Here is a 13,978-nt window from a genome sequence, read left to right as displayed (position 1 = left end):
TGTGGCTAAAAATTATTACGATATCACGCTTGCTTTGGCAGGTATCTGCCAAGCAAGTCATATAGTTCAAAAACTGGCTCATGAAGGTGTTTCTAATGAGCAAGACCTTGAAACTATGATCAAAAGCCTGACGAATATGAATCCATCATCTACATTAGATGTTTTCGGTAACGATCCTGCAAATTTAAAAACAGGCCTTAGTACAATGCTTGGCATGCTAACAGGCGGCAACAGTGGTTTATCCGCTGAAATGACACGCTATATGCTTAGTATGATGGTTCTTGAGCGCCGCCTTAATAAAAATCAAGACGCCATGAACCAACTAGGTCAACGTATAGAACAATTTGAACGTCAAGCAAGCTATTTTGAACCGATGTCTGAAGGTGTTTTTAATGCTCTTGCGGGTATTTATGTGGATGTTGTCAGCCCTCAAGGACCACGTATTCAAGTTACAGGTTCTCCAGACATTCTCAAAAATACGTTGGTTCAAGCAAAAGTTAGAGCCACTTTACTGGCAGGTATCCGTTGTGCGGTGCTTTGGCAGCAAGTCGGCGGCAGCCGTATTCAATTAATGTTTTCCCGAAGCCGTCTGTCTAATCAGGCGAAAGATATTTTGTCTCACCTTTAATCTGGAGTTGCTACCAATGGAATTATCCTCACTGACCGCTGTATCGCCGATTGATGGCCGTTATGGTGATAAAGTCAGCGCTTTACGCACTATTTTTAGTGAGTTTGGCTTACTGAAATTTCGCGTTCAAGTTGAAGTTCGCTGGCTGCAAAAACTGGCGGCAACCGCTCAAATCAATGAAGTTCCTTCATTTGATGCTGACGCAAACGCTTACCTAGATGAAATTGTTGCAAACTTCTGCGAAAAAGATGCAATGCGTATCAAAGAAATTGAGCGCACCACTAACCATGATGTTAAAGCAGTTGAATATTTCCTAAAAGAAAAAGTCGCTAACATTCCAGCTCTACATGCTGTTTCAGAATTTATTCACTTTGCTTGTACTTCTGAAGATATTAATAATTTGTCTCACGCGCTGATGCTTCAAACTGCACGTAAAGATGTTTTATTGCCACAATGGCGTCAAATTATTGATAAAGTTAAAGCAATGGCTCACGAATATCGTGACTTACCGTTGTTATCACGTACTCATGGTCAGCCAGCAACACCATCGACTATTGGTAAAGAATTTGCAAACGTTGCATACCGCTTAGAGCGCCAGTATCGTCAACTCACACAAGTTGAAATCCTCGGTAAAATCAATGGTGCAGTGGGTAACTATAATGCTCACATCGTGGCTTATCCTGAAGTTAATTGGCACGAATTTAGTGAAACCTTCGTGACTTCACTCGGTATTCAGTGGAACCCATACACCACTCAAATAGAACCGCATGATTACATCGCTGAGCTATTTGATTGTGTCTCACGATTTAACACTATTGTGCTAGATTTTGACCGTGATATCTGGGGCTACGTCGCACTAAATCACTTCAAACAAAGAACCATTGCGGGTGAAATTGGCTCATCCACCATGCCACACAAAGTGAACCCTATTGATTTTGAAAATTCAGAAGGCAATTTAGGTTTAGCAAATGCGGTACTTGGCCATTTATCAAGCAAATTACCTGTTTCTCGTTGGCAACGTGACCTAACGGACTCAACAGTACTGCGTAACTTAGGTGTTGGCCTCGGCTATTCACTTATTGCTTATCAATCCACAATGAAAGGATTGAATAAACTGGAAGTTAATGAACAACATCTGCTTGATGAGTTAGACCAAAACTGGGAAGTATTAGCTGAACCAATTCAAACCGTAATGCGTCGCTATGGCATTGAAAAACCATACGAAAAACTTAAAGAGTTAACGCGTGGAAAACGTGTTACCGCAGAAGGGATGAAACAATTCATTGATAGCTTAGCACTACCTGAAAGCGAAAAAGCACGTTTGAAAGAAATGACACCAGCTAATTATATTGGTTATGCTGTCACTTTTGTTAACGATTTAAAATAACTCGTTAAATTTAATAAAGGCGAACATTTCACTCTGAATTGTTCGCCTTTATATCCTTCTCAGTGTCATTCTTGATATTTCGACGCTTAACTCCCCCATTAATTTTACTTATCCCATACAAATAAACCCCCTACCTCAGATAAGATCAAATAACACTTTGATAATTGACTAAATCGCAATAAATTGATCATTTGGAGTATATTTTTGGTTTGTTTGACTTATATTTACTTAATGACTTGTCGTCAGTGATTTCTCTTTTTAACATAGTGATAATATAACCGACAGGTTAACTCTCTTTTTTTAATATGAGGCTTTCAGATGCGTATTCTCATCGTCGAAGATAATGCTTTACTTCGCCATCACTTAACCGTTCAACTCAAAGACCTTGGACACCAAGTTGATTCAGCGGAAGATGCAAAAGAAGCAGACTACTTTTTAAATGAAAGCTGCCCTGATATTGCGGTAGTTGATCTTGGCTTGCCAGATGAAGATGGTCTATCCATGATCAAACGCTGGCGTAGTATGCATGTGACTATTCCCATTCTCGTCCTGACAGCCCGAGAAAGCTGGCAAGAAAAAGTGCAAGCATTGAATAGCGGGGCTGATGACTATGTAACTAAACCTTTCCAATTAGAAGAACTCGTTGCTCGTATGCAAGCGTTGATGCGCAGGAATAGTGGACTTGCCTCGCAAATACTTGAGCTAGACCATTTTGTTATCGATTTATCACGTAAAGAATTTACGGTTGCAGGTGAGCCCGTCAAACTAACAGCCTTTGAATATACCATCATCGAAACACTACTGCGTAATAATGGTAAAGTGGTGAGCAAAGACTCATTAATGCGCCAGCTCTATCCAGATGCAGAATTAAGAGAAAGTCATACCATTGATGTTTTAATGGGTCGGTTACGCAAAAAAATACAACAATTTCATAGTAATGATGTAATTGTTACCGTTCGTGGCCAAGGTTATCGCTTCGACGTGAATGGTTAATATGTCATTAAGAAAATTTAAAATTAAGCCACTATCATTACGGGCGCGCTTTTTATGCGCGACCTCTGCGGTTATTCTCGCACTAACATTGTCCTATGGTATTGTTGCCATACTGGGTTATCTGATTAGCTTTGATAAGACGACCTACACCCTGCTGCGCAGCCAAAGCAATCTAATTTATAGCCTTGCACAGTGGCAAAATAATAAAATTGATATCCGTGTTCCCCCTAATTTTACGTTAAATAATCCAACTTTGGTCATTATCTATGATGACCATGGTCAAGTTCTTTGGCGTCAACGCGATGTTCCCAATGTTGAGCAACTCATTCATCAAGATTGGCTAAGAAAAGAGGGATTATACGAAATTGACACCGATATTAAAGAAACGCGTCAACTGCTATATAACAATCCTGAATATAATACCAAGCTTAACGACATGAATAATGACGATGAGCCTCTCACCCACTCCGTTTCTGTCAACCAATACAGTGAAAGCGAGCATCTTCCACCTCTCACTATTGTTGTAGTCGATACACTTCCTCAAGATTTACAAAAAACAGGTTTAGTTTGGGAATGGTTTGGCTATGTGTTACTCGCCAACTTAATTTTAGTGATACCACTATTATGGCTTGCTGCCTACTGGAGCTTACGCCCTATAAAATCATTGGTGTCGCAGATTAGCGGCCTCGAAAAAGGTGAACGAGAAACCTTGGATGAAAATCCACCCGCAGAGTTAAGAGGGCTTGTCCGCAATCTCAATATTTTGCTCACCAATGAGCGCAAGCGTTATAGTAAATATCGCACAACACTTTCTGATTTAACGCATAGCTTAAAAACACCCTTGGCCGTTATACAATCCACACTTAGATTATTGCGCTCAGGTAAACAAATGAATATCGAGCAAGCAGAACCTATCATGTTGGAACAGATTGGACGTATTTCACAACAAGTCGGTTATTATTTGCACCGTGCATCAATGCAAGGTGACGAAAACCTGATATTACGTGAAATCTCATCAGTTCCTTCCATTATTGATAGTTTAGCGAGCGCACTTCATAAGGTCTATCTGCACAAAGGCGTATCTATTACTGTCGATATCTCACCTGAAATCACATGGTTAGGACAACCTAATGACTTTATGGAAGTGATGGGTAATGTGATGGAAAATGCCTGTAAATACTGTCTTGAATTTGTTGAGGTAACAGCTGCTGTAGGACAAGACAGTTTAACCATCACCGTTGATGATGATGGCCCTGGCGTACCTGAAAACAAACGAAATGTCATTTTTATTCGAGGACAGCGTGCGGACACCTTGCGTCCTGGGCAAGGTCTTGGCTTATCTATTGCTGTTGATATTATTGACCAATATGATGGCGAAATCTCAATTATTGATAGCCCACTTGGTGGAGCCCGCGTTATCGTCACTTTTAGGCAACAGATGGTCATTGAAGATAGCTAATCTGTGATGTGAAGCTATTTAGACCCTGTATTGCAGGCCATTTCAGGTATACTATTTACGACATGTTTTCTAATAGGGACAATAAGATGGATTATAAACTGAATCTTGACTGGCAGAGTTTTCTTGACAGTCATTGGCAGAAACGACCGCTGCTTATTAAACAGGGTTTTACGCGTTTTATTGATCCTATCTCGCCTGATGAACTTGCGGGATTAGCGATGGAAAATGAGGTTGATAGCCGTCTAGTCAGCCACAAAGAAGGAAATTGGCAAGTGGGTCATGGCCCATTTGAAAGCTATGAACACTTAGGTGAAGAAAATTGGTCACTACTCGTTCAAGCCGTTGATCATTGGCATCACCCAAGCTCGGCGCTAATGAAACCATTCAGAGTATTATCTGACTGGCGCATGGACGACTTAATGATTTCTTATTCAGTACCTGGGGGTGGCGTAGGCCCACACCTTGACCAATACGATGTGTTTATTATTCAAGGTGAAGGTCGTAGACAATGGCGCGTTGGGGAAAAAATCCCAATGAAACAGCACAGCCCTCACCCCGACCTACTCCAAGTCCATCCATTTGATGCGATTATTGATGAAGAGATGGAACCTGGAGATATTCTCTATATTCCACCTGGATTCCCACATGAAGGTTATGCCATCGAGCCTTCCCTAAACTACTCTGTAGGCTTTCGCGCGCCAAATACCCGTGAACTGATTAGTAGCTTTGCCGACCATTTGATTTCGAATGATCTTGGGAGTTATCGCTATAGCGATCCTGATTTATCATTTCGTGATAATCCCGCCGAAGTTTTGCAAGGTGAGCAAATTAAGCTACGTGAAATGATGGTCTCTCTGATTAATGACCCTGAATTATTCCGCAAGTGGTTAGGTGAGTACATTTCTCAATCTCGCCATGAATTAGATGTTGCACCACCAGAGCCGCCATATACGCAAGAAGAAATTTATGACTTGTTGAAAACTCAAGATGAAACTTTGTACAAACTCAACGGGTTAAGAGCTCTACGTGTTGGCGACCAATTTTTTGTCAATGGCGAATGTTTAGAGACTCAGTGTTATGAAGCAGCAGATAGCCTATGCCGATTTGATTCGGTAAATAGTAAGACGCTCGGCGATGCAATTGATGATGTGAATTTTATCCCATTAATTACTGCACTGGTAAATAATGGATACTGGTATTTTGACGACTAATATTAATAATCGCATTCAATAATTAATCTTAATAGGCCTTTATTAATAAACAAAACGCCCTATACATTGAACTGTGTAGGGCGTTTTACTGTAGTCAGATAAATATAATTTGATTACGATTGATTATTGCTTGCGTGTATTGCCGTCAACTCAGCGATACGCATGATGACACTAACCGCTTGCTCCATCCCTTCTTGAGTTATAAATTCATGTTTACTATGAAAATTATATCCACCAGTGAAGATGTTCGGGCACGGTAGGCCGCGATGAGATAATTGAGCACCATCAGTACCACCACGAATAGGTTGGATGATAGGTTTAATGTCACAATCAATCATGGCTTGTTTTGCTAGCTCTACAACATGCGGAAATTTCATTACTTCTTTATGCATATTGTAATAAGTATCATCTAAAGTGAGCTCGATATAACAGCTAGGATGCAGCCCTTCTCCGACTTTTTCAGCAATCCGAATGACATTTTTCTTTCTTGCTTCAAAGCCATTAAGGTCAAAATCTCGAATAATATAATTTAACTCTGCTTTTTCTACCGTTCCTTTAATCGAGGTCAAATGATAAAATCCTTCATAACCCTCAGTATTTTCAGGCGTTTCATCAGCAGGTAACATTGAATGAATGCGATTAGCTAAAGTTAATGCATTGACCATAACCCCTTTAGCCATACCTGGATGGGTATTATTACCCACAATTTTAATGGAGACATTGGCCGCATTAAAATTTTCATACTCAAGCTCACCGACACCGCCACCATCAACGGTATAAGCCCAAAGCGCATCGAACTCTTTAAAATCAATATGACGAGCCCCACGCCCTATCTCTTCATCAGGTGTGATAGCAATACAAATTTTTCCATGTGGCGTATTATTTGCTTTCAAGCGCACTAGCGCAGTGATTATCTCGGCAATGCCCGCTTTATCATCAGCACCAAGTAACGTTTTACCGTCAGTCATGATAAGAGTCTTACCTATCATTTGATGCAATATAGGGAACATCACGGGGGATAAAACTTCATCGCCAATCCCTAATGCAATATCACCACCACGATAATTTTCTAGCACTTGTGGACAAACATTTTTGCCCGAAAAGTCAGGCGCCGTGTCCAGATGAGAAATAAATCCAATAGTTGGCACATCCCAATCAACGTTTGATGGCAAATAGGCCGTCAAGCAACCTTGATCAGTCAATGTCACTTTTTCAAATCCTAACTCATTCAGTTCTTTATGCAACGCACGGGCAAATTTTAGTTGGCCACTGCTACTAGGTACTGTTTTTGCATTCAGTTTTGATTGTGTATCAAAAGCAGTATATTCAAAAAACCGCTCCAAGAGTTTGTCCATACTCCATCCCCCTTAATATTAATATTCATATTATGGGAAAGATCACACAAACAATTATTGTTTCAAATCAGCTTTGAGGTTAATGCAGGTGATTTTTTAAATAAAAATTGAATAGTTAATTCGTTAACTACTCTCTATTTACTCAAAATAGCATCTTATTGACTATCAACTACCTAATAATTAGGATATCAATAATAATTTAGTATTATTGTAACTATACCTCATGGTTTAATATAGAAATAATAATCTTAAGTTAAATAATATGAAGTCAAGTTAATTTTAATGCTAACACTTTAAAAATAAATGCTTTATTTCAGTAAGTCGAATTATTTTTGAGACGATAGTATTAATTTAACATTATTAATTTATATGCACATTTAACCAAACATCTACCCATTCATTCATGCTATACACTAATACTTAATATTGTAACGCTATTATCCCTTATAAAAATAAGGTGTATTTACACTTAATTTTACAGGTAATCAAATGTCAAAAACATTTTTAATTTATGGTGTGAGTAAAGGTTTAGGCAAAGCACTTATTGAAGGAATACCCTCCGAAAAAGATTTTATTTATGGGGTCTCACGTTCTGTGCCGCCGTTTAAAGCAGATAATTTTCATTGGATCCAAGCCGACCTTAATCAAATAAACTGCGCACAAATGATTAAAAACAAAGTGGGTGAACGCCCTATAAATACGCTTATTTATAACGTCGGTATCTGGGAAAAATTAGCATTTACTGAAGAATATACATTTGAATCCTCTGATGATCTCGAATTACTCAATATCATTCAAACAAATATTAGTGCATGCCTATTAAATTTAAAAAGCCTGTTAGCAAACCTAAGATTAGCCAATAACAGCAAAATAATACTTATTGGCTCCACATGGGGGCTGGATAATCATAAGAGCAAAGAAGTGACTTTTTCTGCAACTAAATATGCTCTGCGAGGTATTGTTCAATCCCTAAGGGAAACATTACGAGAGGATAAAATTGGTATATCTATTCTTAACTTAGGTTACTTAGCGACAGAATATCCATTATCGATGCCTGTAAACGAAGTTATTGAACACAGCGAAGGCAAGTTAATCCCCCTGCAAGATGTTATTAATGCTGTTCGCTTTATTTTAAGTACCAGCAATGCGACCTGTGTAAAAGAAATCACCATGCCAGCGATGATGGATGAGAACGTTTAAAATAGAATCAGATTGAATACTTTATTTCTAAAATCGCTAAAAGGGAGTCTAATGCTCCCTTTTCAGCTGTTTCGATGACTCTAACTATCAAAAATTAGATTTTGTTCGCTGAATTAAGCTCAGTAACTAGCTTATTAATGTACTCAACAACCACCTTACTCGCTAATCCATAGTGTTTTTCTTCAAACTCACTTTCTACTTGGCTAGGTTCCAAATTAAGCTCAACAGTATGGGCACCGTGTAATTTTGCTTCATGTACAAAACCTGCCGCAGGGTAAACATGCCCTGATGTACCAATAGAAATGAAAATTGTTGCATCTTCAAGCGCTTGATAAATACGTTCCATACCCAATGGCATTTCACCGAACCACACAATATGCGGGCGCAAAGGTTGAGGAAATTGGCAACAATGGCAGCGTTCATCAACAGCTAAATCGCCCTTCCAATCGAGAACCTGATTTGACCAACTGCAACGTACTTTAAGCAGTTCACCATGCATATGAACAATTCGTTTACTACCTGCTCTTTCATGCAAGTTATCAATATTTTGTGTGATAAGTAAAAATCTATCACCTAATAGTTCTTCTAATTGTGCCAATGCAAAATGTGCAGCATTTGGCTTTATATCATCGCTTTGTAGCTGCCGACGGCGCTCATTATAAAAGCGTTGAACTAATTTAGGATCACGCGCAAAGCCTTCTGGCGTAGCCACATCCTCAACACGATGCTCTTCCCACAATCCATCGGCAGAACGAAAGGTTTGAATTCCAGACTCGGCAGATATACCGGCTCCAGTTAATACAACAATGTTCACTTTTTTCATATCAGCTAGTCTACTATCAATATAAAAAGCCCGATTGCGAAGTCGCTGGCGGCGCACACACTTATTTTTTTTAACTTTTTTTAATCTATAACGGTATCGCAACATCAGAAAACATCCTTTCATCCATGCGTTTTAGCAACAAGTCTTGGCGACAGTTTACTGTAAAAATAATTTTTACTAAGAATGACTTATAATATCACTTCTACATGATGTAAATGTTAACACACTCAAACACATCACCATCATGAATACAGACAAAACAATGCTAAATTCATTAAATGACTGACGGTTAAAAAGGATAGTTACGTCAGCTTAACACCCTAAATCATAATATTAACAAAAAAACCTTTATCCACATGCCCCCAAACCGCTAAAATGTGACATACAGTTTTATCTGTTATCATTTTTATCACTTAAAAGGGTTTTCATGGAAAAGTTCTTCGAAAAAACAATGTATGCATCACGTTGGATCCTCGCCCCTATCTATTTTGGGCTTTCACTTACATTGCTTACGTTAACAATTAAATTCTTCCAAGAACTGTTTCATATTTTACCTAATATCCTCGCCATTCCAGAAGCTGACCTCATCCTCACGTTATTATCATTGATTGATATGGCATTAGTCGGTGGCTTATTAGTCATGGTCATGTTTTCAGGTTACGAAAACTTTGTTTCTCAACTTAGTATCCCTGATAGTAGTGATAAACTAGGTTGGATTGGCAAAATGGATGCAACTTCATTAAAAAATAAAGTTGCGGCTTCGATTGTTGCCATTTCCTCGATTCATCTACTAAAAATCTTTATGAACCTACAAAATATAGAAAATACCAAATTGATGTGGTACGTCATTATCCACCTCACCTTTGTTCTTTCAGCTTTTGTTATGGGTTATTTAGACAAAATGACCAAAAAAGAAGCCTATTAATACGGTGCTATTTTACTCTTAATATTTAGAAAATCAGACTCATCTTCCAATTTTAAAGCGCCTATTTATCATTCAGTTCAAATAGGTGCTTTACCTAAAAATAGTCTCACCTTTACAACCAAACACTTAGTAACCTGTGCTACCATCCCGTTAATTAAAACAAACGGTAATGACAAGACAGGTAAATCTCATGAGCGAACATTTTGTCGGAAAATATGAAGCTGAAATTAAATTCAAACTACCTGATCCTCAAGCATTTTTACAAAAAATAATTAACGATAAAGCTCAGGTTTTTACCTCAGACAATATAGAAACAGACTATTTTTTCGATAATGAAAATACATCACTTGCCGATAAAAATATCAGTATGTCAGTCAGAGAAATGACCCCATCGGGGATCAAATTATGGATAGTTAAGGGTCCTAGTGCTACTGAATGTAAAGCCATTAATATAGATGACTGCCAACATGTCAAAAATATGCTGCAAACATTAGGTTACCAATGCAATTTAACTTTAACGAAAACACGCAGTATTTATTTTCTCAACGACGTTCATATCACAATAGACAATCTTACTGATTTCGGTTGGTTCGCTGAGTTCGCAATTATGACCGATGACATAATGCGACTTAATGAGTTTAATCAACGCCTTATGAATCTAGCAATCCATTATGGGTTTACGGAAGAATTAATTGAGAAACGAAGCTATAAGCAGTTATTTTTAGAAAAAATAAGCAAAGGGATCACAACTAAATAGATTGGGCTAGTTACCGAATGAATAGCTCACTCAAAATAACTAACCCAATAGGATAGAGCAGAAAAATTATTGTTCACTACGATTAATAGCGACTATTGCCCACTTAGAATACGCGCAGGATCTAACTTACTTGCTCTGCGAGCAGGATACCAACTCGCTAATAAACTCAGGACAATCGTTGTTATTAGCACATAAATAACATCCATAAAGTGCAACTCTGATGGTAAGAAATCAATAAAATATACATCACCAGATAAAATAGGATGCCCAATCAATAATTCTAATCCTTTGATCATCGTGGTTAAATTAAGCGAAATAAGTACACCAAATATCACGCCAATTAAAGAACCAATTAGACCACTTAATAAGCCATACCATAAGAAAATAGCGCGAATTTGTCGGTCTTTGGCTCCTAAAGTACGAAATACTGCGATATCACTGCTTTTATCTTTAACCGCCATCACTAACGTCGAAACGATATTAAAGCATGCGACGCCAATGACTAAAATCATCGCTAGATACATAATACTTCGTACCATTTGAATATCGTTGTACATATAGCCATAGTCACCAATCCAACTTTTAACCATGACATGATGCATTGTCCTTAACCCTGCATCATAGACAACTTTATCAGCGATAAATGGGTCATCCGCTTTAATTTCAAATCCACTAATTCCATTGTCATAACCAAGATATTCTTGAGCATCCGCAAGAGGAATTAGGGCCAACTGGTGGTCAAGTAATCCACTCAAACGAAAAATACCAGATACCTGAACTCGAATGCGTTTTGGCTGCTGAATTTTTAAGCTAGTATCCGTATTTGGGATCATGATAGTCACCCAATCACCTACTTTTACATTCAGTGAATTAGCAACCCCTTGGCCTAAAATAATCGATTGTTTACCTGCTTCAAAATGCTGCCATGCATCATTAAGAATGAATTGAGGTAAAGCGCTAACTTCCGATTGGCTTTCTTTTGAAACACCCATCACTTGAATCGCTTTTAGATTTGCGCCACGCTCAAGTAAACCGGTAAAATTCACATAGGGACTAACGCCCTGCACGCCTGGCGTTTTACGAATAATATCCTCAGTGAATTTCCAATCATTATAAGGCGGTTTAACAGCATAGATTTGTCCATGGGGTACCACTGAAAGCACACGATTATTTAGCTCGCGCTCAAAACCATTCATGGCACTTAAACCAATAATCAATACCGCAACACCCAATACGATCCCAAGCGTTGACACAATAGAAACCAAAGACACCATGCCTGTTCGGCGGCGTCCTCGACTAAAGCGTAATGCCGCTAATAGCGTCAGAGGCATTTTAAGCATCAGTTAGCCCCCAAGCTGAGTTCCTGCTGTAAATGTCCATCACGCATTTCTAATTGACGTGATAAACGATGCGCAAGTTTCATATCATGAGTAACGACTAAAAATGCAGTTCGTTGCTTACGATTAAGCTCACCTAGCAATTCAAAAATTGCATCTGCATTACGTAAGTCCAGATTCCCTGTCGGTTCATCAGCGAGTACCAAAGCAGGGTCATTCACTAATGCTCGCGCTATTGCCACTCGTTGGCGCTCACCACCAGAAAGTTCTGATGGGCGATGCCCCGCACGGTGAGCCAACCCCACGGCCGTAAGCATTTCTGTCGCTTTAGCAAAAGCTTGTGTTTTCGATACACCACCAATTAATAAGGGCATCGCAACATTTTCTAAGGCGGTAAAATCAGGTAATAAATGATGAAATTGATAAATAAAACCTAATTCTTTATTACGGATTTCAGCTCTTGAATCAGAAGACAACTGGTTAATGTGTTGCCCTTTAAAAATAACATTACCTTGAGAAGGCGTATCTAGCCCACCTAATAGGTGTAATAATGTACTTTTGCCAGAGCCTGAGCTGCCGACAATTGCCATCATTTCTCCCTCATTCATTGAAAAATTAACGTTTTTCAACACTTCTGTCGTCATTGGCCCTTCTTGATAAACCTTACTTAAATTTTCACAGACAAGAAGTGGTTGATTATTCATAACGTAAAGCCTCAGCAGGTTGCACCGCTGCCGCACGCCAAGAAGGGTATAGCGTAGCAAGCAACGAAATAAACATAGCGGAAAGTGCAATAATTAAAATACCGGGGTAATCAAGTACAATGGGTAATGCCACCCCTTTAGGTAGCAAACCAATTAACGGCATCAATACATTCAATTGGCTCGAAAGCAATATACCCAAGAACGTGCCGATTAAAGTACCAATAATACCAGCCCCTGCACCTTGGATCATGAATATCGCCAATATACGACCACGCTTTAATCCTAATGTTTTAAGGATCGCCACCTCTCCTTGCTTTTCCATAACAAGCAAAGAAAGTGATGTAATGATATTAAATGCTGCAACCGCAATAATCAGGCTGAGCAATAATCCCATCATATTTTTTTCCATTTTAACAGCTTGAAAAAACTCACCTTTGCGTTCACGCCAATCCGTCCAGACAAGCCCGTCAGGTAAAATTTGCTTACTCAAAATATCTACTTTGAGAGGCTCATCCAAAAATAATCGCCACCCTGTCACATGGCCAATAGGGTAACGTAAAATTCTAGCGGCATCTGACTGCGCAACAATTAATTCGCTCGTATCAGCTTCACCATTAGTTTGAAAAATACCCGCGACGGTAAATAGTCGCTGACTCGGAATGCGCCCCATCGGTGTTAATTGGCTCACTCCAGGTATGATTAAACGCACATCATCGCCACGCTTAAGCCCTAAGGTTTCCGCTAATCGACTCCCTAAAAAAACATTGTAACTTCCCTCGACAAGTTCTTTACGGTCGCCGCTAATCAGCTTATCCAATAACGGAGATGGCTCGTTAACATTAACCCCTGTCATCATACCGACACCAACGTTGGTACGGCTTTGTAAGACCACATCCGATTGCACTGTAGGAGTAATGTAGTTCACCCCCTGCAAGTGCTGTAGGTCAGAAAGAGGATGTGCTTTTGGGTCAATATTTCCAGTTGCTGATGTCAATATAGCCTGCGGCATGTATGCAAGTATGCTATCTTGTAGCGATCGCTCGAAGCCGTTCATTACTGAAGTTACTGTAATTAATGCCGTAACCCCAAGTGTGATACCTATTGCCGATAAACTGGAAACAAAACGACCAAATTTATCAGCAGCTCGTCCGCGCATATAGCGCAGACCTATGAATATTGAGACAGATTGGTGCATGAAA

Annotated in this window: 13 protein-coding genes; 8 read left to right on the top strand and 5 right to left on the bottom strand. The window is 39.1% G+C overall.

All coding sequences use genetic code 11. From position 1 onward, the window contains the following. Position 1: 1 nt before the first annotated feature. The 5 genes from hflD (at position 2) to DD649_RS07820 (ending at position 5,678) form a co-directional block, all read left to right on the top strand. On the top strand, positions 2-628 hold the full coding sequence (gene hflD / locus DD649_RS07840) for a high frequency lysogenization protein HflD (protein WP_294105610.1): 627 nt from the start codon (positions 2-4) through the stop codon (positions 626-628). A 16-nt stretch (positions 629-644) separates the two neighbouring features. Continuing rightward, positions 645-2,015, top strand: coding sequence for an adenylosuccinate lyase (gene purB, locus DD649_RS07835; RefSeq protein WP_294105608.1), 1,371 nt, complete (start codon positions 645-647; stop codon positions 2,013-2,015). A 318-nt stretch (positions 2,016-2,333) separates the two neighbouring features. Further along, a complete protein-coding gene (phoP, locus tag DD649_RS07830; protein WP_294105607.1) occupies positions 2,334-3,008 on the top strand; it encodes a two-component system response regulator PhoP in 675 nt (224 codons plus the stop codon). A gap of 1 nt (position 3,009) precedes the next feature. After that, positions 3,010-4,467: a two-component system sensor histidine kinase PhoQ gene (phoQ, locus tag DD649_RS07825; protein WP_294105606.1), complete on the top strand. Its 1,458-nt coding sequence runs from the start codon at positions 3,010-3,012 to the stop codon at positions 4,465-4,467. Between the two features lie 86 nt (positions 4,468-4,553). Next, a complete protein-coding gene (locus tag DD649_RS07820; protein WP_294105604.1) occupies positions 4,554-5,678 on the top strand; it encodes a cupin domain-containing protein in 1,125 nt (374 codons plus the stop codon). 113 nt (positions 5,679-5,791) lie between these two features. On the opposite strand, the gene pepT is transcribed toward DD649_RS07820, so the two are convergent. Beyond that, a complete protein-coding gene (gene pepT, locus DD649_RS07815) occupies positions 5,792-7,033 on the bottom strand; it encodes a peptidase T (RefSeq protein WP_294105598.1) in 1,242 nt (413 codons plus the stop codon). 489 nt (positions 7,034-7,522) lie between these two features. Between pepT and DD649_RS07810 the strand changes: the two genes are divergently transcribed. Next, positions 7,523-8,233: an SDR family oxidoreductase gene (locus DD649_RS07810; protein ID WP_294105595.1), complete on the top strand. Its 711-nt coding sequence runs from the start codon at positions 7,523-7,525 to the stop codon at positions 8,231-8,233. A 94-nt stretch (positions 8,234-8,327) separates the two neighbouring features. Here DD649_RS07810 and cobB read toward each other — a convergent pair whose 3' ends face one another. After that, positions 8,328-9,158, bottom strand: coding sequence for a Sir2 family NAD+-dependent deacetylase (cobB, locus tag DD649_RS07805; protein WP_294106183.1), 831 nt, complete (start codon positions 9,156-9,158; stop codon positions 8,328-8,330). A gap of 325 nt (positions 9,159-9,483) precedes the next feature. Between cobB and DD649_RS07800 the strand changes: the two genes are divergently transcribed. Further along, positions 9,484-9,981: a TIGR00645 family protein gene (locus DD649_RS07800; RefSeq protein ID WP_294105593.1), complete on the top strand. Its 498-nt coding sequence runs from the start codon at positions 9,484-9,486 to the stop codon at positions 9,979-9,981. A gap of 190 nt (positions 9,982-10,171) precedes the next feature. After that, complete coding sequence (gene cyaB, locus DD649_RS07795) at positions 10,172-10,738, top strand: class IV adenylate cyclase (protein WP_294105591.1); 567 nt, start codon at positions 10,172-10,174, stop codon at positions 10,736-10,738. A 92-nt stretch (positions 10,739-10,830) separates the two neighbouring features. On the opposite strand, the gene lolE is transcribed toward cyaB, so the two are convergent. The 3 genes from lolE to lolC are packed head-to-tail and all read right to left on the bottom strand — an operon-like array spanning position 10,831 to position 13,974. After that, positions 10,831-12,078, bottom strand: a complete 1,248-nt coding sequence (lolE, locus tag DD649_RS07790) for a lipoprotein-releasing ABC transporter permease subunit LolE (protein ID WP_294105589.1) — start codon at positions 12,076-12,078, stop codon at positions 10,831-10,833. Further along, positions 12,078-12,779 (bottom strand): lipoprotein-releasing ABC transporter ATP-binding protein LolD, encoded by a 702-nt coding sequence (gene lolD / locus DD649_RS07785; protein WP_336429841.1) that lies wholly within the window; start codon positions 12,777-12,779, stop codon positions 12,078-12,080. The genes lolE and lolD overlap by 1 nt, the downstream gene beginning before the upstream one ends. Beyond that, positions 12,772-13,974, bottom strand: coding sequence for a lipoprotein-releasing ABC transporter permease subunit LolC (gene lolC / locus DD649_RS07780; RefSeq protein ID WP_294105584.1), 1,203 nt, complete (start codon positions 13,972-13,974; stop codon positions 12,772-12,774). The genes lolD and lolC overlap by 8 nt, the downstream gene beginning before the upstream one ends. Positions 13,975-13,978: the final 4 nt, after the last annotated feature.

The organism is Providencia sp. (assembly GCF_003533305.1).
Lineage (GTDB): Bacteria > Pseudomonadota > Gammaproteobacteria > Enterobacterales > Enterobacteriaceae > Providencia.
Note: the sequence above shows the minus strand (reverse complement) of the source record. Positions and strands in the feature narration are given on the sequence as shown.